At 36.7% G+C, this 20978-nt stretch carries 18 protein-coding genes, 1 tRNA gene and 1 other annotated feature; of the genes, 13 read left to right on the top strand and 6 right to left on the bottom strand.

Annotated features, from left to right (window positions below):
- Window positions 1–377: 377 nt before the first annotated feature.
- The gene (locus tag RV17_RS08570; RefSeq protein WP_067482415.1) at window positions 378–812 is read left to right on the top strand and encodes a universal stress protein; all 435 of its coding nucleotides are present in this window, start codon (window positions 378–380) and stop codon (window positions 810–812) included.
- An 18-nt stretch (window positions 813–830) separates the two neighbouring features.
- Window positions 831–1148: a hypothetical protein gene (locus tag RV17_RS08565; protein WP_067482413.1), complete on the top strand. Its 318-nt coding sequence runs from the start codon at window positions 831–833 to the stop codon at window positions 1146–1148.
- 159 nt (window positions 1149–1307) lie between these two features.
- Here the strand turns inward: RV17_RS08565 and RV17_RS08560 are convergent, their stop codons facing one another.
- Entirely contained in the window at window positions 1308–1565 is a 258-nt protein-coding gene (locus RV17_RS08560; protein WP_071869000.1) for a glucose uptake protein, read from the bottom strand.
- Between the two features lie 163 nt (window positions 1566–1728).
- Between RV17_RS08560 and RV17_RS08555 the strand changes: the two genes are divergently transcribed.
- Both RV17_RS08555 and RV17_RS08550 read left to right on the top strand, forming a co-directional pair.
- A complete protein-coding gene (locus tag RV17_RS08555) occupies window positions 1729–1992 on the top strand; it encodes a hypothetical protein (protein WP_067482409.1) in 264 nt (87 codons plus the stop codon).
- Between the two features lie 17 nt (window positions 1993–2009).
- Complete coding sequence (locus tag RV17_RS08550; protein WP_067482407.1) at window positions 2010–2198, top strand: hypothetical protein; 189 nt, start codon at window positions 2010–2012, stop codon at window positions 2196–2198.
- A gap of 609 nt (window positions 2199–2807) precedes the next feature.
- Here RV17_RS08550 and RV17_RS08545 read toward each other — a convergent pair.
- Window positions 2808–2993 carry a hypothetical protein gene (locus tag RV17_RS08545; protein ID WP_071868999.1) on the bottom strand — a complete coding sequence of 62 codons (186 nt, stop codon included), beginning with the start codon at window positions 2991–2993 and terminating at the stop codon, window positions 2808–2810.
- Between the two features lie 249 nt (window positions 2994–3242).
- Between RV17_RS08545 and RV17_RS08540 the strand changes: the two genes are divergently transcribed.
- Window positions 3243–3614, top strand: coding sequence for a YxeA family protein (locus RV17_RS08540; RefSeq protein WP_067482404.1), 372 nt, complete (start codon window positions 3243–3245; stop codon window positions 3612–3614).
- Between the two features lie 83 nt (window positions 3615–3697).
- On the opposite strand, the gene RV17_RS08535 is transcribed toward RV17_RS08540, so the two are convergent.
- From RV17_RS08535 to RV17_RS08525, 3 genes are all read right to left on the bottom strand, one after another.
- Window positions 3698–3770 (bottom strand) — tRNA-Gln (locus RV17_RS08535).
- A gap of 63 nt (window positions 3771–3833) precedes the next feature.
- Entirely contained in the window at window positions 3834–4247 is a 414-nt protein-coding gene (locus RV17_RS08530; RefSeq protein ID WP_067482402.1) for a hypothetical protein, read from the bottom strand.
- Window positions 4248–4313: 66 nt separating this feature from the next.
- On the bottom strand, window positions 4314–5075 hold the full coding sequence (locus RV17_RS08525; protein ID WP_071868998.1) for a C39 family peptidase: 762 nt from the start codon (window positions 5073–5075) through the stop codon (window positions 4314–4316).
- Window positions 5076–5463: 388 nt separating this feature from the next.
- Between RV17_RS08525 and RV17_RS08520 the strand changes: the two genes are divergently transcribed.
- Both RV17_RS08520 and RV17_RS08515 read left to right on the top strand, forming a co-directional pair.
- The gene (locus RV17_RS08520; protein WP_067482398.1) at window positions 5464–5661 is read left to right on the top strand and encodes a hypothetical protein; all 198 of its coding nucleotides are present in this window, start codon (window positions 5464–5466) and stop codon (window positions 5659–5661) included.
- Window positions 5662–5798: 137 nt separating this feature from the next.
- Window positions 5799–6281, top strand: coding sequence for a hypothetical protein (locus RV17_RS08515; protein ID WP_067482396.1), 483 nt, complete (start codon window positions 5799–5801; stop codon window positions 6279–6281).
- A gap of 251 nt (window positions 6282–6532) precedes the next feature.
- Here RV17_RS08515 and RV17_RS08510 read toward each other — a convergent pair whose 3' ends face one another.
- Entirely contained in the window at window positions 6533–7129 is a 597-nt protein-coding gene (locus RV17_RS08510; protein ID WP_067482395.1) for a nitroreductase family protein, read from the bottom strand.
- Between the two features lie 377 nt (window positions 7130–7506).
- Between RV17_RS08510 and RV17_RS08505 the strand changes: the two genes are divergently transcribed.
- From RV17_RS08505 to pheT, 6 genes are all read left to right on the top strand, one after another.
- The gene (locus RV17_RS08505) at window positions 7507–8973 is read left to right on the top strand and encodes a peptide MFS transporter (protein WP_071868997.1); all 1467 of its coding nucleotides are present in this window, start codon (window positions 7507–7509) and stop codon (window positions 8971–8973) included.
- 506 nt (window positions 8974–9479) lie between these two features.
- Window positions 9480–13013, top strand: coding sequence for a PD-(D/E)XK nuclease family protein (locus RV17_RS08500; RefSeq protein ID WP_071868996.1), 3534 nt, complete (start codon window positions 9480–9482; stop codon window positions 13011–13013).
- Window positions 13010–16723, top strand: coding sequence for a helicase-exonuclease AddAB subunit AddA (gene addA, locus RV17_RS08495; protein ID WP_071868995.1), 3714 nt, complete (start codon window positions 13010–13012; stop codon window positions 16721–16723). Before RV17_RS08500 ends, addA begins: the two co-directional genes overlap by 4 nt.
- Window positions 16724–16787: 64 nt before the next feature.
- Window positions 16788–17129, top strand: a complete 342-nt coding sequence (locus RV17_RS08490; protein WP_067482388.1) for a winged helix-turn-helix transcriptional regulator — start codon at window positions 16788–16790, stop codon at window positions 17127–17129.
- A gap of 48 nt (window positions 17130–17177) precedes the next feature.
- Window positions 17178–17396, top strand: a binding site (T-box leader).
- 49 nt (window positions 17397–17445) lie between these two features.
- A complete protein-coding gene (gene pheS / locus RV17_RS08485) occupies window positions 17446–18489 on the top strand; it encodes a phenylalanine--tRNA ligase subunit alpha (protein ID WP_067482386.1) in 1044 nt (347 codons plus the stop codon).
- Window positions 18490–18495: 6 nt separating this feature from the next.
- Complete coding sequence (gene pheT / locus RV17_RS08480; protein WP_067482384.1) at window positions 18496–20913, top strand: phenylalanine--tRNA ligase subunit beta; 2418 nt, start codon at window positions 18496–18498, stop codon at window positions 20911–20913.
- The last annotated feature ends 65 nt before the right edge of the window (window positions 20914–20978 follow it).

Raw genomic sequence — 20978 nt, 5'->3', positions numbered from 1 at the left:
TAATAGTACAGTTTTAAGTGATTTCATATAATATATATTCTCCTTCGAATCATAAAAGTTTTTGTTAAGTGTTTTTCAACATGGACATACTTTATCATGTGAAAAGATTTCATAGGTAAAAGATTGATGACACTTTGTAACAGAATCAGGTTTTTTGTAACAAAAATATTATCAAAAAATGTGGGTAAAATGAAAAAAAGCACATAAAGTAATCACATCAATGATTTTTAAGGGTGAAAAATGAAAAAGTATGTTCTGTTTTTTGTGCGTAAAAGCAAAAAAAATTTCGTATTTAAAGGAATTTTTGAAGAAATAGTGCATATATTTTTGAATTTAAGTAGGTGATGATACAATAAAAGAAAAGGGAGGCGGTTTCAATGACTATCAGTTATCAAAACATCTTGGTTGCTGTTGATGGATCAAAACAATCAGAAAAAGCTTTTTCTGAAGCAATGGCAATTGCCAAACAAAATCATGCAAGTTTATATATTGTTTCGATTATTAATGAAGTTGAATTAACCCATAGTGCTTACGCATTTTCAAAAATTTATGCAGAGGAAAAAGAAGCAATTGAATTGGAAATGTTGAAAAAAATCAATGATGCAAAGGAATATGGTATTGATTCGATCCATGCCGTCGTTGAGACTGGTGATCCGCGTGAGTTGATTGGAGTCGATATTCCTAATAAGGAACAAATTGATTTGATTGTGATGGGGGCAACGGGTAAAGGAGCAATTCAGCAAGCATTAGTCGGTTCGACAACTTCTTATATAGTGACACATGCCCCATGTAATGTTTTAGTAGTAAAATAAGGAAAGTTGGTGTATAAAATGGTTCAACCACAAGATGTATCGGCTCCTAAAGAAAAAATCAAAGTGTTGTCAATTATTGAGGATGGCACGAAGACCAAGAAAGGCTACTCGACAGCATTTGTAAAATGGAAAGAGAAGAAGACGATTGCTGTTCGATGGGATGGGGATAATCGGCTAGATAAAGGGTTTCCTGTGACAACAAACGGCTATCATCCATCATGGTTTATTTTGCCTGAGCGACTAGCATCGCTTTACAGTCAAGATTTCGTGCATACACAACAAGCTCTGGATGATCTAGAAGAATTTTTACAAAAAAGGGAAGATTTAAATGAGTAAATCTTTTTTCTTCTATAGTATAGAAGAAAGTTGAAAACATGGGTTGTAGGAAATAATGCAACTCATGTTTTTTGTGTACAAAAACCAGCTAAGAAGAATTAGCTGGTTGAAGAGTTTCAAACGAACGCATAATAAATGTGAGTTTTGAAAGAGATAACGTTAGTTTTGTTTATTATATAAGATGAATAACCACACAATCAGCAAAATAACTGAAATCGTAAGCCCAAAGACATACTTGGCTAGCAAAGAGGTAGTCTCCCAATGACGAATAGTAAAAATTTGATAAGTGAAATAAGCACTAGGGAGAGAAGCAATTAAAACGGAAACTTTTTTTCTCGTCCAGTGAATATAATAGAATGTAATCAAAGCCATAATAAAAAAAGGTATATAAAAGAATAATTGACCCAAGATCAGCATGGGGCGCCTCCTATATTAAAATAAGTCCATGTTACAAAATAACATGTTAAGTTGATTGGTGCAAGCACATTTGTGATAAGTACGCAATTAATCTGCTGATTGATTTTGATTGTCTCACAAATTCCTGATATAATCAGACCTGAAAGAGAGGATGAAAATTTTCATGGACCATGTGATATTAGAGATTGACTTACATTTAGTGAACAATATTCGAGTGATTTATTATGTTGTCAGCAACAGTGTAGAAAAGCGGGTGTTGACGAATAAAATCAATGGTATTTTAAGCAAAAAAGAGGTTCACCGTTTTAATAATGGCGAAGAAGAATTTTATAGTATTCCGGTTGAAAAAATCATCTACACAACAGTAAAAGTTAGAAAAGATTTGGATACGAAAAAAATCTATGAACCAGTTTTTACTACGTATTAACAATGGAGGAAGAAAAAATGAATCCATATGATGAACAAATCCAAGCATTGATTGCTGGAAAAATCGAAAAAATCGAGGTCAAGCATGATGAGGTAATGACCTTCCGGGAAGCTTGGTTAAAGTTGGAAGACCGCAAATATGTGGTTGGAAAAGCATCCTTGAACGGAAACGTTACCTATCACTATGATCCAACACGTTTATATTAGTTTTTGACAAAAAGCTAGATTAAGAGCGTTGACTAGGGAAAAATAAGCCCAATGAATCAAAAGTGATAGCAAAATAAAAATTATTTAGCCGTCTTGTTTGAAGAAATAAACCTATTGCAGGAAAATTTGGAAAAATTACCGTTTCCCAAAATAAGCATCATTAGGATAGCTAAACCAGCTAGCTTGTAGATAACTGTTTAGAAAAGCAAGATCCAGAAGAGGGTAAGAAAACCTGATGTGGTTATTTAACTGTTATTAGTTTAACAACAAAAGAAAGTTACTCAGAAAAACACTAGCATAATAAATAGACTGGGCAAAAACTAAAAACCAGTCGTTCTTAACACATTTTCAATTTAAAAAACGCCTAAAATCAACGTTTTCAAAAACGAATTTTAGGCGTTTTTCTATTTAGGCTACTTTTGTCTCAACCCATGTTTACGGATAGTTAGTTGTAGCTGAGTGTTATGTGTTACAATTTTTGATAACATTATTTGTGTTATTTCCATGGTGGTTTCCTCGGTAAGAAGTCTCTGTTTCATAACAATATGAGAAGTTATTTTTAGAAAGGATTCCTTATTCCTTGAAGCTTAACGCTTGGAGCCACAAGCTTTATTTAAACAGACTCTTGATTTTATCAGTGATTCCATCAACATCAATATCTTTCAAAAGGTGTTTTGCTTGCTCAACATAGCTACCAAGCTCATCTTTATGATCTTCGACAAATTGTTTTGCTTCGTCCAAGTTTCCTTCATTAACCATTTCTTTTACTTTTGCGATTAGTTCATCTTTATTCATTTTTACCCCATCCTTTATAGTTATTAAAAGTTATTAAAAAGTAACGAATAACAATATAAAATGCTATTACGCTCATGTTCAGATTACTTTTACATTCATAGTTTACCAGATAACGAGTGTTTTTTGAATAATAGTTGTTATGAAATTTGATTGCATTGCTAAAGTATGAGGGAAAACTCATTCCCTGGTCGGAGGTTTCTACCTTCTGTTTCTAGTTATAATAAGTGCAACATCATAGGAGGTAGGAAAATGAAAGTAGTTAAATTTTTTGTAGGAATTATTCTGATTGGCGGGTTAAGTTTGTTTGGATTAAAAATGTATACAGCAAATCAACACAGTGAATTTGCTGGTATAATGGACCAACTAAATCCTTTGGTAACAGAAGGAGAAGTTTATGTAAAAACGAAAAAGCCGGACGCTGTCAATAGTTACGGAACAGCAACTTATATCCAGGAAGCGGTAGACAAAAATGGAAAAAAACGGACAGTTGAGTTTAATGGGATTGGTGTATTAAAGGAAGAGCGTTATTTGAAATTAACGAATAAAGGCGCACATGTCGAAACGTACGAAGAAGTCGACAAAAACGAAGTTCCTGAAAAGGCATTAGCACTTATTGGATAATCAAGATAAAAGCAGAATAAAAAAAGGAGTTGTGACGATTGTCGCAACTCCTTTTTGAAATGATAAGAAAACGTGAACCCAAATTGGGATGGTAGGGTTCGAACCTGCAATTGCTTGATTCAGAGTCAAGTGCCTTACCAGTTTGGCTACATCCCAATGACTCAATGCAAGTTTATGTTAGCACTTATTTATAAAAACGCAACTAATTTATCTTGCCTGTTATTTGTTTTTTTTGATTCGCTCGATTCGACGTTCGATTTTTCTAACCAGACCAGAAGGTAGACCTGTAACTTCAGCAACGGAAATAGTTGACGAGAGAAGTTTTAATTCAAGTTGTAGTTCATTTTTCAAGTGATAGATATTTGCTAAACGCTCAACATATTCAAAGTGAGTATATTCGGTTTGTAAAATCAAAAATTTTAGGATATCAATCGCTTTTTCCAAATCTTGCTCGGCGTAATACGCTAAAGCTTGACGATATAATTTGATTTCTAATTGGTTTAAAGAGGAAGGACGGTGGCGGTTTGTCCATTCGTTGACGGAAACTTTTCCCTGAACATTGCCAGAATCATCACGTACAAAAATGATTGGAATTTCATTTGGATTCGGTTTTTTTTGATTGAATCTTTCCATGATGATGCCTCCTCCTTCAAATAAGAATCTTCTTGTCTAAAGTATATGTCATTCTTTGAAAGAACGCTAGTTACTTTTTTCCAAGGTTAACATTTGTCCACCCATTGCTTCAAAAATTTCAGTGAAATTATCGATTGGAACTGCTCGATTTTTTTCGCCATAAGGGTCGTTCACGTAAATCATTTCCTTGTCATAGCCAGTTACGACACAAGCGTGAACTAGGGGAGTGACAGAAACTTCACCATTTTGGGTAGTCCAAGTCATAAAGTCAGTTTCATCAGGGACCTCAAACTCAATGGTGACGATGGTCCAAACCGGTTTTTCTTCATTCAAGGCTTCTTTGATATCAACAAGTGAGGCTTCTTTTTTTGCTTGTGCATGGTAGCTAGTGTGTACTACTTTTTGTGCGAGTGCAGCGATTGGTGCGACATAGACACCCATTGCCCAGTCTCCACCAGAAATATCACCAACAAATCCTTCATTTGGATCACCATGTGTACCATCTTCATTAAACACAGGGACATAAGTAAGTTCGTTTGCTAACAGGTTTTTGGTCGTTTCAAAACCATAGTAATTTAACAACATAGAAAGGGCAGTTACTTCACAGCCATTTTCTAGAGATGGTTCGTCAAATTGGTTAGCAAGTGGAACATCTAAAATCATTTCATTCGCTTCATTGGATTTCTTTTTAGCTGGAGGCTTTTGGTCTTCTTGTTTTTGTTGTGCAGTTTCGTTTGAGTTGGGCGTTGTTAACCAATAGATTGAGCCAGCAGCAAGCAGACTAACGCTAACAAATCCACTTAATTTTTTTGCAACTTTCTTTTTCATAAGGACCTCCAATTATTCCGCAAGGGAACATCTTACATTCTTGCTATTATAATGCTTTTTTTGTGAATGTGAAATACTTTTACGTTAATTCCTGATGGAGAAGTTTACATAAAAAAATTAACAGCTAGTAATCATTTTTTCAACTATTTCAACTTAAAAAATGAGGGGAAGAAAAAATGAATAATTCCGTTCTTTTTTATGAATTTTATACGAAACTTTCGTGTTTAAAAGAGGTTTTATTTGTGAAAACGAAACCAGTAGGCTATAATGCCAATATGGTTTGTTCAAAAAAGTTATTAACAAGAATCAATTGGTAATGACAACGAACATTCTGCCTGAATAAATTACTTCAGGAAAGAAAATGGGGCAGCAGTGTAGGAGGATTTTGATGACGGAAGAAATGATAAATCTAGGAGAAAAGTATTCTTGTAAGCCAATTGGATTCACACAACCAGTTGTTGGAGAAGTTGTATCAAAAATGACGAATTGTGCCGTAGTCAAAGTTGCTCAATGTGCTGACGAAGACCAAGAATTATTGGAAGAGAAGTCCAGCATGGTTGTTGCAAAATATGATACATTTGAATAAAAAATAAAAAGGACAAGTAGTTCAAACATGAAAAAGTGTTGCTGCGTGTCCTTTTTGCTGTTTTTGAAAAAGTTCTATATACTTGACTTAATAAAGAGAAAAGTTTTCTTGAGATGAGAGAAGAGAGGTGATGTACGATGATAACAACCTTTACTTTGTTATTGTTTGCATTTGTTTTTGTCATGTTTTTATTTCTATGGTTCGTTCGTAGAGAAATTGTTTATAAAGCAGTACGAAATCGTTGGGTTTACTTGGTGGTTCCGTTTCTTGTGGTCTTAGTTATCTGGTTTACGATCATTAGTCAGCCAACGGTGGATGACTTGGCGAAAGCCGTTTTATCCGCAATGATATTCATCAGTTTTTTAATGGATAGTCGTGGGATAACGGAAGAAGGCTTGGTTTTAAATAGCTTTGATAAACGGGGCGTTCCTTTTTCTGAAATCAATCGAATCGTTTTATATCAACCCCAAGGCTCAAATGAAGTGAAAATGAACTTTTTCCGTAAGGGCTGGCGTGGGCCGATGTTAAAATTTTCCGCTTCTTTAGAGGAGCTGGTGCCATTTTTAGCGCAACGATTAAATGATGATGCTCAGATTGATATTATGATTGATGAAGAGTGAGGACAAGGTTGTGTCACAAAGCGGTTAGCTTCGAAAAAATAATGAGCAACTGGCGAAAATAGCTTTTTATATTTTTGACCAGGTGTGAGTTATTTCGAGAAGTTCTTTTGAAAACATCGCAGCAAAAAGAATGAATGAAACCATTTTTTATTACGAAGCAGATTTTATTTTCTATCAAAATGTTTACTTTAAACTAAAAAGGAACACGTTTAGATTAATCCTAGACGTGTTCCTTTTTTATAATCTTGTAATTAGCTAAATACGCGGAAACGATCTTCATCGTTCATGTATTCTTTTTCGCCAGCAGGTGATTCAACAGAACCAAAAACTAATTGAGAACGTAGTTTCCAGTTTGCAGGAATATTCCATTCTTTTGCAACTGCTTCATCAATTACTGGATTGTAATGTTGTAAGTTTGCGCCAAGTCCTTGTTCGACTAATGAAACCCAAGTATTTGCTGTTGCAATACCATTTGATTGTTCTGACCAATCTGGGAAGTTGTCTGCATAAAGTTCAAATTGTTCTTGCAATCCTTTAACGATATCAGTGTCTTTGAAGAATAAAACAGTTCCGTAACCATTTTTGAAGCCAGCTAATTTTTGTTGTGTATTAGGAAAAGCTTCAGCAGGTGTTAATGGGCGAAGTGCTTCTTCTGTGATTTCCCATAATTTTTCGTGAGCGTCACCGAAAAGAATAACAGCGCGTGTTGATTGTGCGTTGAAAGCAGTTGGGCTTTCTTTGATAGCTTCTTTAATAAGTGCTTCTAATTCTGTGTTTGATAATGAAACGTTACGTCCTAAGTGATAGATAGAACGGCGATTTTTTAAAGTGTTTGTAAATGTAGTCATAGTATAGTCTCCCTTTGAATGTTGTTTTTTTACTTACTTTTTGTAATTGAATACAAAATGAAGTATATCATCTTACAAAAAGTAAGTAAATAGAAAAGCTCAAAAAAATGGAAATTTTTTTTTAGGAAAAAGTAAATGAGAAAGCAAAAAGAGTGATAGCGGTTACTTAACTGCTTTAACGACTTTTTTTAGTAAGTTTATCGAGAGGAACTATATAATTATTAAATGTGTGTTTTTTTATTCTTATTATTTTGTCATTGAATTTTACTTATTTTTATAGAAAAGAAGTATATATTTCTTAGATAAGTTTTTCAGTTAAATTTTTCAGGTAATATGTTTATTATTTTCTGAAAATTTAAAGAATTGGGGTATAGATTATGGAAAATCAACAAGATAAAGGCTTCTTTGGTCAGCCGAAGGGGTTATCAACATTGTTCTTCACAGAGATGTGGGAACGATTCAGTTATTATGGAATGCGTGCATTACTTCTTTATTATATGTATGACGCAGTTTCCAATGGTGGTCTTGGATTACCACGTACAACGGCCTTAGCAATCATGTCGATTTATGGTTCACTTGTATTTATGTCAAGCATTGTTGGTGGTTGGATTTCCGACCGTTTACTTGGAGCAAAACGAACAGTATTTTTTGGTGGAGTATTCATCATGTTTGGTCACATTGTTTTAGCGACACCATTTGGAGTAGGTGCTTTATTTATTTCAATGGCATTGATTATTATGGGGACAGCTTTATTGAAACCAAATGTGTCCGGAATGGTGGGACATCTTTATTCAAAAACAGATTTACGTCGTGATGCAGGTTTCTCAATCTTTTATATGGGTGTTAACTTGGGGGCATTATTAGCACCACTGATTGTTGGGACTTTAGGTCAAGAATATAACTATCATTTAGGTTTCTCGTTAGCAGCATTTGGGATGTTCTTCGGTCTACTACAATACATCATCCAAGGCCGCAAAACATTAGATGGTGTTGGAACAAAAGCTCCAAACCCATTAACACCAGAAGAACGTAAAGGTTTTATTCGTAACTTTATTATTGCGTTTGTTGTCATCATTGCTATTTTTGGTGGTGCACAATTAACTGGTCATCTTTCTATTGATTTCTTTGTTAATTCGATTAGCATACTTGGAATTGTTCTACCTGTGTTCTATTTTGTAAAAATGTTAACGTCAAAAGATGTTTCTGCAGAAGAAAAACCACGAGTATTAGCATATATTCCCTTGTTTTTAGCAGCAATTATTTTCTGGTCATTACAAGAGCAAGGTTCATCGATTCTTGCGTTATTTGCTAGCGAACGAACACAATCAACTTTATTTGGTGTAACGATCCAAGCAAGCTGGTTCCAATCATTAAATCCAATTTTTATTTTTGTTCTAACACCTGTCTTCGTTACTTTATGGACGAAACTTGGACAAAAACAACCATCAACTGTTGTAAAATTTGCACTTGGGTTGTTATTTGCTGGGCTTTCTTACTTGTTATTGATGTTACCAGGTTTATTATATGGAACAGCTGGAAAAGTAAGTCCAATGTGGTTGGTTGGTAGCTTCTTCATCATTGTAATTGCAGAATTATGTTTATCACCAGTTGGTCTATCTGTAACAACTAAGCTAGCACCACGCGCGTTTGAATCACAAACAATTGCTATCTGGTTCTTAGCAGATGCTTCATCACAAGCAATTAACGCGCAAATCGCTCGTTTTTATACACCGGCAACTGAATCAGCATATTTTGGGATTATCGGAGTCGTTGCAATCATCGGTGGGATTTTATTATTCACAATCAAAGAACCAATTAAGAAATTAATGGGTTCAATTCATTAAAAAAGTTAGAGCCTAGGGCAGTTGATGTCCTAGGCTTTTTTTGTGGAGAAAACGGTAAAACTTTGAGATTAAGTGTAAAGAAAGTTTATGAGAAATAGGTTTGCCAACAAAACAAATATTTTTGATTGTTTTTTCGGAGCTGAATGTTTTATGTTGGAAGATTATTTGTGACGTTCCCAAAGCAATCCCTCGATATAATTTTCAATCACTTCAAAATAGAAAAATTTATTTTTTATGATTGCGTATTATATTGTTGAAGGGGAACGTTTTGAATCACAACCTTATCCACGGTGTTCTCAAAGCAACTCCTCAAGATAGATTGCATTCACTTCAAAATATGAAAAGCTATTTTGAGTGCTTGCGCGCTATCTTGTCGGAGCTAACCGCTTTGTGTCACAACCTTTTTTAAAAAGTTATTTCTTTTTACCAAAAACCTTGATAAGTAGAACGAATGTTCAGTTTTTTTGTTATAATAGAAGAGCATCAAAAAGTAAAGGAGGAGTAAAATGTCTTTACAATTTATTCTCGGCTCAGGTAAGAAAGATCATCGAACAGCACTGATTGATGAGGCAACGGCTTGGTTAGAAGCAGCTCCTCAAAATCAAGTCTTTTTCCTTGTACCTAATTACAATAAGTTTGAACAAGAACAAGAATTATTAGCAATGTTACGTCAGCGCAAAGGAACACAAACCTTTAGTACGACAAAGGTGCAAGTCTTTAGTTTTTATCGACTAGCATGGTACATTTTGCAACAGACAACTTTGCTTTCAGGTAATAGCATCACCGAGTCTGGCTCAGCAATGATTCTACGTCAGATATTAGAAAAAAACCGCGAAAAATTGACCATTTTTCGTGGAGAAGTCAACAAAAAAGGATTCATCAAGCAACTCCAAGAATTATATGAAGAAATGCGCACAGGAAACATTCACCCAAGTGACTTAATAGCTAGTGTAACTGGGGAAAGTCCCAAAGCAGCAGACCAACAATTGAAAATGCAAGATTTACAGTTGATTTTTTCTGCGTATGAAGAAGAACTATTTGAGCGAATGCTACAAGCAGAAGATGCTTTAGCTATTTTAAGTGAGTATCTTTATCAACAAGATTTTCGCCATGTAAAATTTTTGATGACGGGTTTTTCTCGGATCAATGCCCAGGAGTATCAGTTGTTGAGCGCAATGATGGTCAAAGGAAACCTGGTTGTCGATTTATTACTTGATCGACCTTATCCTAATGAAGTGCCTGAACCCTTAAATCTGTTTCACGAAACAGGCAAGTTATATTTTCGCTTGTTGAACGGGGCAAAAGAACATCGTGCACCGATTTTGATTGATCAATATGCACCAGCGAAGGAAGTGCCAGAAGCGTTAGCCGCATTACAAGAGATGTGGGAAGAAACAAGTAGTCAAAAACAAAATCGTTCTCGAAAAGTTGGTGCACAAAAGACGATTCATTTGTGGGAGGCGGAAACACCAACGGAAGAAGTCCAACAGTTGGCCGTGGAAATTCGCCGCTTGGTTAGCGAGGGGGAATGTCGGTATCGCGATATTCAAGTATTGACGAAAGATATGCTTCTTTATGGCAATTTATTAAAGCCGATTTTTCAAGAAATGGCGATTCCGTTTTATCTCGATGAAGAGCAGTTGATGGAGAACCATCCTCTGATCGAGTGGATCAACAGTCTGTTTGCTTTGGATCGCTACGCCTATCGTTTGAGTGACATTATGCGATTTTTCAAAACGGAGTTATTGATTGCTCCAGAAAATCAAGAATTAGAGCAGGAACAATGGCAATGGATCAGAGATGATTTCCGCAAAAAATTAGATCTCACAGAAAATGTTGCTTTAGCTTATAATTATCAAGGAAACTACTGGACTCGCGCAAAGGATTGGACGTTTGTTTCTTACAACTTTGAAACAGAGGAGCTGGAAGACGTTCAAGAACTGCAAGAGCAGTCAAATGAGATTCGTCGTTTATTCCAGAGTAATATTCCGGGTTTCTTTAAAAAAATCAAAAATTGTGAAAATGGTCAAGAAGCTGCTAGTGTTTTTTATCAGTTTTTAGTGACCAGTGGTGTCCGTCAACAACTGTTATTTTGGCGGAATCAAGAAGTTGCCCGCGGAAATTTAGCACAAGCCAGAAATCATGAGCAAACGTGGGGGGCGTTGATCGACTTACTGGACGAGTTTGCATTGATTTATGGGGAAACCAGCTTTGAATGGGAAACATTCCAAGACATTATTAGCAGTGGACTAGAAAATTTAAGTTATGGGAAGATTCCTACAGCAATTGATCAAGTTCAAGTAAACCGCTTAGAATTAGTTCGTCCAAATCAAGCAAAAATTACCTTTGCTTTGGGCTTGAACGATCAAACTTTCCCAGCTCGTCAAGAAACAAAAGGTCTGCTATCTAGTGAAGAACGAGAACAATTGAATCAAGCATTGGCTGAAGATCAGTATTTGTTTGATCCTGCAACGGAAAGTATGTCTTCTGAACCTTTTCAAGCATATTTGGTCTTTCTTTCAGGCACAGAGCGACTTTATTTAAGCTATGCACAAAGTTACGATACGGATCGAAGTTTGAAAATTTCTCCTTATTTACAACGAATCAATCGTTATTTAGCAATTCCAATTGAGAAAAAGACACGATTGACGGTGACCAGTGAGCCAGCGGATTATATTGGGACGTATCGGAGTGCCGTTGATACGTTGAACCGAATGTTTCGTTTGGCAGCAGATGAGAAACAACAATTAGCGAAAGTATGGACTGAATTGAGAGAAGTCGTTCTCCATTCTCCTTGGCGGAACTTTGCTTTACGTGTATTTGAAAGTCAGTCTCATTTGAATGTTCCAGTTTCATTACCGACAGAGTTAGCAGAGCAGTTATACGGAAAAGAAATCTATACGTCTATTTCTCGTATGGAAAATTTTTACAACTGTGAATATAAATATTTTGTTCAATTTGGCTTGAAGTTGAAAGAACGGATGATTTATGGACTGACACCAGCAGCAACTGGGGACTTTTATCATGAATCACTGGATCGCTTCTTTAAATTATTATTTTCAAATGAACTTTCACTCGTTAACATGACGGAAAAAGAACGCCAAGCATTTACTGAGAAAGTTCTCCAAGAAGTTTTTGGTGAACTGCGTTTTGAAATTTTAGATAGTTCTGCACGGATGAACTACATCCGTTATCAATTGAGCCAAACAATCCAAAAAGTAGCGTGGGCGTTACAAAAACAAAGTAAAAATACCGGTCTCCATCCGTTACAAACGGAGATTTTATTCGGACAAATTGCTGGGGCAAAAGGAATCCCGGGTTTGGAATTACCTTTACAAAATGGTGGAAGACTACATGTTCGCGGAAAAATCGACCGTATCGACACGGCCACGGAACAAGACGAAACCTGGTTAAGTGTTGTGGACTATAAATCTAGTGGGCGAACGTTTGATGTTACGGAAGCTTACTATGGAATGGCCATGCAACTATTGACTTACTTAGATGTTGCCTTGATGGATGCAGTACGCTTAACCGGACAAGCCACAGTCAAGCCTGCTGGTTCCTATTATTTACATGTCCACAACCCTGTATTAACCGAAAACGAAGAAATTGAAAAGAATACGTTGAAAAAGTTTAGTTATGATGGTGTCTTTGTTGATGATCCGGGATTGTTGGAAGTTCTTGATCATTCGTTAGAAGCGAAAGAGCAATCTTTGATTTATCCAGTGAAAAAAAATGCGAAAGATGAGTATCAAAAGGGCAGTTACAGTAAAGAAAAATTCTTCACAGAAGAAGAATTACATCAGTTTATGGAACACAATCGTAAAAATATGCGTTTAGCTGGTGAAGCAATCACTTCGGGAGAAATCAAACTAAATCCAGCCTATAAAGATAAACAGCGGATTGCTTGTCAATTTTGTCCATTTCGAAGTGTCTGCACTTTCGATGTGATGTTAAAGGAAAACAATTATCATCGCTTAGAAAAACTGGATAAGGACGAAGCATTACGCAGAATTTTGAAACGAGGTGAAGAAGAGTGAGTCAGATTCCATTAAAGCCCCAAAATGAACGTTTTACAGATGAACAATGGCAAGCGATTTTTGATCGTGGGGACAATTTGCTTGTCTCCGCTTCAGCAGGATCAGGAAAAACCACAGTTCTTGTTCGTCGAGTGATTGAAAAACTTAAAATGGGTGTCAATATTGATGAACTCTTGATTGTTACGTTTACGGAAGCTGCTGCACGTGAGATGAAAGAAAGAATCCAAGAAGCTTTGCAGTCGGCAATCAACGACGAAACAGATACGCAACGTCAGCAACATTTTACGAAACAATTAATGTTGCTACCCACAGCTAATATTTCAACACTACATGCGTTTTGTTTAACTGTCATTCGTCGTTTTTATTATCTGATCGATATCGATCCAGTTTTTCGAATGCTGACAGATGAAACAGAAACCTTGTTAATGAAAGAAGACGTGTGGGACGAATTACGTGAACGTCTTTACGGAGAAAAAAATGAGCGATTTTTCCAACTAACGACAAACTTTTCAAATGATCGATCAGATGAAGGCTTGACTGACTTAATCTTGTCTCTTTATGAGTTTGCGCGTGCGAATCCAGATCCAACTAATTGGCTTAAAGGATTGAGTGAATCTTATCGTTTAGAAGGCTCGCTTGGCGAATCGGCGTTATATCAAAATCAATTACGTCCATTGATTTTGGCAGATGTTTTTCAATGTGTACAGGCATATGAAGAGATGGTCAGCTTAGCTCAGACGGAAGGTTTGGAAAAAATGTACGACCAAGTTTCCGAGGAACGTGAACGAATCAATGCCATTTATGAGGCATTTATACAAGATCAACTAGAGATGGCTTATCAAGGATTAGAAAACTTAACCTTTTCAACATTTAAAAGCAGTCGAAAAGCCGAATTGAAAGAACGATCAGCAGAAGTAAAAGCTCTTCGTGATCGCTCGAAAAAAATGATTCAAGGAATCAGTAAAAATTATTTCGCTGTTTCGCCAGCGCAAATGGAAGCTATTATGACACAAGCACTTCCTTTAGTCGAAGAGATGTGCCAAGTAACACAAGCGTTTATGGATGGATTTAGTGAGAAAAAACGCGAAAAAGGCGTATTAGATTTTAATGACCTAGAACATTTGGCGTTGATGATTTTGACCAAGAAAACCGCTGATGGTTGGATATCAAGTGAAGCCTCGAATTATTACCGAGAGAAATTCAAAGAAGTAATGGTTGATGAGTATCAGGATGTCAATCAATTGCAAGAAGCAATTTTATACTGGTTAAGAGAACCTGATCCAACGAATGGAAATCTTTTCATGGTTGGAGATGTCAAGCAATCTATTTATTCTTTCCGATTAGCGGATCCAAGTCTATTCATCAAAAAATATCAAGAATTTTCAAAAGCAGAAGGTGGTAGAAGAATCGTTCTGGCAGAAAATTTTCGTTCGCGAGAAGAAGTCTTGCGATTTACTAACCTGATTTTTGAACAAATTATGGATGAACAAGTTGGCCAGATTACTTATGATGAAGCAGCAAAACTGGCGTTAGGATTTCCTGATTTTCCTAATAGTACGCAGTTTAATCCAGAAATTTTGATTTATGAAAAAGAACAGGAAGAAACTACGGAAGAGTTGCCTTCAGATGATTTTCTTGAAGATAAAACAGAAGGCGAATTATTGATGGCGGGGTTGAAAATCCGTGAATTAATTGATAACAAGTGGGAAATCTACGATAAAAAATTGAAAGCTAATCGACCAGTCGAATATGGGGATATTGTCCTATTGACACCAACGAAAAAAAATAATTTAACGATTTTGGATGTGTTCAAGACCTTAGATATTCCACTGGAAATGAACGATGCTCAAAATTATTTCCAAGCAACAGAGATCCGGACTGTGATTTCATTACTACAAATCATTGATAATCCTTACCAAGACATTCCTTTAGTAGCTATTTTACGTTCACCAATCGTTGGCTTGATTGAACCTGAATTAGCGCAGATTCGCTTAGCGGATCGAAATCGTACGTTCTTTGATGCCTTTTTAACTTATGAAAAAATGAATCAAGATCACTTGAGTGCTAAGCTCTCTGATTTTAAAGAATTGTTGGATAAATGGCGTGAACTTGCTCGACGTTCTTCAATTGCGGACTTACTTTGGGCTATTTACTACGAGACGGGATACTTAGAATACGTGGTTGGGTTACCAGCTGGGGCACAAAGACAAGCGAATTTATATGCATTAGTGGATCGTGCGAAAGCTTATGAGCAAAGTTCATTTCGAGGATTGTACCAGTTTGTTCGTTTTATCGAAAAAATGCAAGAAAAGGATAAAGATTTGGCAGAACCTGTCATTGCGGTGGAAGACAATGCAGTTCGTGTGATGACGATTCACGCCAGTAAAGGACTAGAATTCCCTGTTGTCTTTTTGTTGGACATGACGAAAGAATTCAATTTACAGGATTTGCGAAAACGCTACGTATTTGAAGAAAAATTAGGTGCAGGAATCCGCTACATGGACCCGCAAACTCGCGTATTATTTGATACATTACCTTTTCAAGCCATTAAATTAGCTAAACAAAACAAATTATTATCTGAAGAAATGCGTAAATTGTATGTTGGGTTGACTCGGGCGGAACAAAAACTGTTTATTGTTGGCTCTTACAAGAGTCGTGAACAAACAATTAAAACGTGGGGCGAAGCGCTAAATGCATCGGAACTGGTTCTGGATCCAGCGTTGCGCTTGAAAGGTCGAGGGAGCTTGATGAATTGGATTGGCTACAGCTTGATTCGTCATCCTCGAATGTCTGAATACTTGGAGGATGAGTCAGTATTGACTTTAGCTGATGCGAACGGTTCCTTTACCGTTTTGTGGATGAACCAACAAGAGTTGGCGGAAAAGCGTCAACAACTTGCACAGCGGGAGCCTTCTTTAGTTACGCCGAAAGAAAACCAATTTGGTTTATCGGAGACTCTGCGTCAACGTTTAGCATATGTTTATCCTTATCAGGCTGCCACTCAAACAACGAGTTACCAATCTGTTTCAGAAATCAAACGATTATTTGAAGACCCAGATGATAGTCAGGCAACGAAGCTAACTTGGGAAGACAATCAAACAAAAGCAAAAAATCAACAATTTCGTTATACACAAGAACAGCTAGCTGAACCAAAATTTTTGCAAAAAGGTGTATCAGCAACTGCAATTGGAACAGTCACACATACGTTGTTGCAATTATTGCCATTGGAGCCACCAACAGAAGAATCAATCCAAGCTTTACTAGCAGAGCTAGTCAAAAAGCGATTAGTGGATCAACAAGTGGCAGAAAAAGTCGACATTTCTGCAATTCTTTGGTTTTTTGAAACAGATCTTGGAAAATTATTACTGGAACACTCCACAAAAGTGAAAAGAGAGCAACCATTTGCGATGCTGATGACAGCGGAAGAAGTGTTTGAAAATTATCCGGATGAAACTGATGAATTACTGATTCACGGAATCGTTGACGGCTATATCGAATTTGCAGATGACATCTATCTTTATGATTTCAAAACGGATTTCCTTATGAATCCAGATGACCCAACTGAGATTGATAAAGTTGTTCAAAAATATTTAGGACAGCTCCGACTTTACCAACAAGCATTGGCTGATTCTTTAGGAAAACCTGTAACAAATACCTTTTTAGTTTTATTACGTGGCAAGAAAATCATAAATGTTAACAAAAGATTATGAATAAGCATAAGTTGCTTACACTTTGTAAGTATTATGCTATACTCTTCAAAAAGAGGTGAGTAAGATGGAGCTTACACAGACAGACTTTGTTCTATGTCCGAAGTTTGAGAAAACTTTCTCGATTTTGGGGAAAAAATGGAACGGGTTGATTATTGATGTACTACTAGAAAATGGTCCGCAACGCTTTGTTGATCTTGCTGCAAAGATTCCGATGGTTAGCGATCGAGTATTAGTTGAACGTCTAAAAGAGTTAGAAAAAGAAGGAATTGTTACTCGAAATATTTCCTGTAATGAATCCAATCGTTCTGAATATCTTTTGACTGAAAAAGGAGCAGACTTACAAAATTCAATCAAACAGTTACAAGTTTGGAGTGAAAAGTGGGTCACTGAGGAAGAATGCAGTTGATTTCAGGACAAAATTCTTGTAGAATTGATTTTGTAAATTGTAAATAAAAAAAGAACCATGACGAAAAAGAGTAGTTTGGCTAAACCAGATCAGGGAGATTTGTCATAGACTGAGAGCAAATTCTGTGTTTGAAAAATGAAGTTCACTTTCTGAGTTCGCCTAGTTTTTGATACTGGGCCGGCAATTGTCGTTAATCAAGTAAGTGTGTGAGTAGCTGATAGCTTTACTCACAAATTAGGATGGTATCGCGAAGACCTCGTTCCTTGATAGGAATGAGGTCTTTTTTTGTATTTGAATTTGAAGGAGGAAAACAGCAATGTCTTTACAAGCACAACTCGAAAGCTTGAAAGAAGCAACGATTGTTAAAATTACTGCCGCACAGGATTTGAAAGAATTAAATCAAATCCGTGTGGAAACTTTAGGGAAAAAAGGCCCGATTACCGAAGTTCTTCGTGGAATGAAAGATCTTAGTCCAGAAGAAAGACCAAAAGTAGGTAGTTTTGCTAATGAAATTCGTGACTTATTAACGGCAGAAATTGAACGTAAAAAAGAAGTCCTTGAAGAAGAAGCGTTGAATGCTGCTTTAGCAAAAGAAACACTCGATGTGACTTTACCTGGTCGTCAAGTAAAACAAGGAACACGCCATATCTTGACGCAAATTATGGAAGAAATTGAAGATATTTTTGTGGGAATGGGTTACCAAATCGTTGAAGGTTATGAAGTGGAGTCAGACCACTATAACTTTGAACGAATGAATTTACCAAAAGATCACCCAGCACGAGATATGCAAGATACGTTTTATATTTCCGAAGATATTTTGATTCGTACACACACTTCACCTGTTCAAGCGCGAACAATGGAAAAACATGATTTTTCAAAAGGTGCATTACGGATGATCTCACCTGGGAAAGTTTTCCGTCGTGATACTGATGATGCTACTCATAGCCATCAGTTCCATCAAATTGAAGGTCTTGTGATTGATAAAAATGTAACAATGGGTGACTTGAAAGGGACACTGGAAGTTGTTATGAAGAAAATGTTTGGGGAAGATCGTAAAATTCGTTTACGTCCAAGCTATTTCCCATTCACTGAACCTTCAGTGGAAGTAGATGTTAGCTGTTTCAAATGCGGAGGCAAGGGTTGTAATGTCTGCAAATATACTGGCTGGATTGAAATCTTAGGTGCTGGAATGGTTCATCCTAATGTTTTAGAGATGTCAGGAATTGATCCAAATGAGTATTCAGGATTTGCTTTTGGACTTGGACCAGATCGCGTAGCAATGTTACGTTACGGCGTCAACGATATCCGTAATTTCTATCAAAATGACTTGCGTTTCTTAAGTCAGTTCAAGGGGGAGTAAAAAAGGATGTTAGTTTCATATAAATGGTTAAACCAATATGTTGATTTATCGGCAGTGACACCACAAGAATTAGCAGATAAGATGTCTGTTACTGGTATTGAGGTCGAAGGGATCGAAGTACCAGAAGAAGGTTTGAAAAAAATCGTCGTTGGTGAAGTAAAGGAATGTGTACCACATCCTGATTCTGATCACTTATCCATTTGCCAAGTAGATATTGGTGAAGATGAATTGTCTCAAATCGTTTGTGGTGCACCAAATGTTAAAGCGGGCATCAAAGTCATTGTGGCTTTACCAAATTCACGGATTGCTGGCAATGTGAAGATTAAAAAAGGAAAAATGCGCGGAGAAGTATCCAACGGGATGATCTGTGCATTACAAGAAATTGGTTTTTCTGATAGCGTAGTACCAAAAGAATACGCAGAAGGTATCTATTATCTTCCAGCAGAGGCTGTGAATGGTGAACCAGTATTTTCATATCTAGGCATGGACGATTCAATTATTGAATTATCCATTACACCAAACCGTGCAGATGCACTATCCATGCGTGGTGTTGCCTATGAAGTTGGCGCAATCTATCGTCAAACACCAACATTCGATGATGAAAAATTAACTGAAGTTGATCGTTTGGCAAGTGAAAAAATCACTGTGACTGTAGAGGACAAAGAGCTTGTTCCAGCATATCAAATTCGGGTAATTGAAGGAGTCAAAATTCAGCCAAGCCCACAATGGTTGCAAAACCTTTTAATGAACGAAGGAATTCGTCCAATCAACAACGTAGTTGATGTAACAAATTATATCCTGTTATTGTTTGGGCAACCATTACATGCATTTGATTACGACAAACTTGGTTCAAAGGAAATCGTTGTTCGTCATGCCAAAGAAGCAGAAGAATTAGTGACACTTGATGGTGAAACACGTAAATTGACACCAGAAAACTTAGTGATTACTAATGGCGAGGTTCCTGTTGCTTTAGCAGGTGTCATGGGTGGATTGGATTCAGAAATCACTGAAACAACGACGACAGTAGCATTAGAAGCAGCTTTATTTGATCCAGTTTCGATTCGTCGAACAGCCAAACAATTCAATTTACGTAGTGAATCTTCTGCTCGTTTTGAAAAGGGAATCAATCATGCAACGATTGCTGAAGCAAATGATGTTGCGGCAGCTATGATCGTTGCACTTGCTGGAGGCGAAGTTCTAACAGGTGCAGTAGCTGGTGCGGAAGTAACAGTTGAAGATGTAACAGTTCCAATCACATTACAACGAATCAACCAGTATTTAGGTACAAAATTGACTAGCGCAGAAGTGAACGAAATTTTTGAAGCACTTGGTTTTGATTATCAAGAAACCAATGAAACGTATTCTGTTGTTGTTCCACCAAGACGTTGGGATATTCAAATTGAAGCAGACATCATTGAAGAAGTTGCGCGTATCTATGGATATGATCGCTTGCCATCAACGTTGCCAAGTGGAGAAACAGTTGCTGGAAGCTTGACAGCAGAGCAGACAGGCACACGAACAATTCGTACATTGCTTGAAGGCAGTGGGTTGAATGAAGCGATTAGTTATGCCTTGACGACTGAAGAAAAGTCTCGTCAATTCGCAATGAAAGAAACGAATATTACTCGTTTAGACTGGCCAATGAGTGAAGAGCGTTCGGTTCTTCGGATGAACTTGATTAGTGGGTTACTGGACAATGTTAACTACAACGTCGCGCGTAAAAATACTGATGTTGGTTTCTATGAAGTAGGACGTGTATTCTATCAAGAAAATGATCCTTTGACTCATTTACCACAAGAAGTAAAACATCTTGCGTTAGCTATTTCTGGTACATGGCAAGAAAAAGATTGGCAAACAAAAGCAGAAACAGTTGATTTCTTTACAATTAAAGGATTGTTAGAAAACATTTTTGCTCAATTAGCTATCACTGAACAAATTAGCTATCAAGCAACTACAATGCCAGAAATGCATCCAGGGCGTACGGCTGCTATCTATCTTGGTGAACAATACCTTGGGTTTGTTGGTCAAGTTCATCCAACAATTGCCAAAGCGTATGACATTCCAGAAACGTATGTTGCAGAATTAGATTTAGTTTCAATAATTGAAGCAGCACAAGCAGGCATTACTTATCATGCTGTGACAAAATTTCCAGCAGTGAGTCGAGACATTGCTTTGCTAGTGAAAGAAGAAGTAACAAACCAAGAATTGGAAACAGTGATCAAAGCATCCGCTGGTAAATTCTTAACAGGAATCCAATTATTTGATGTTTATCAAGGTGAGAACATCGAAGCAGGAAACAAATCGATGGCGTATAGTTTGACATTTGTAAATCCTGAAGCAACATTGACTGATGAAGAAATCAATAAAGCTATGGATAAAGTAACCAATGCGTTAACAGAAAACTTGCACGCAAGTATTCGTTAAGTCTTTTCTTATTCAGAAAAACCCAGCCACGAATCAGACAGGAAAGTCTAACTCGTGGCTGGGTT

Source organism: Enterococcus thailandicus, assembly GCF_001886265.1.
In the GTDB taxonomy this organism is placed as follows: Bacteria; Bacillota; Bacilli; order Lactobacillales; family Enterococcaceae; genus Enterococcus_B; species Enterococcus_B thailandicus.
This window is presented reverse-complemented; position numbering and strand designations above follow the sequence as displayed.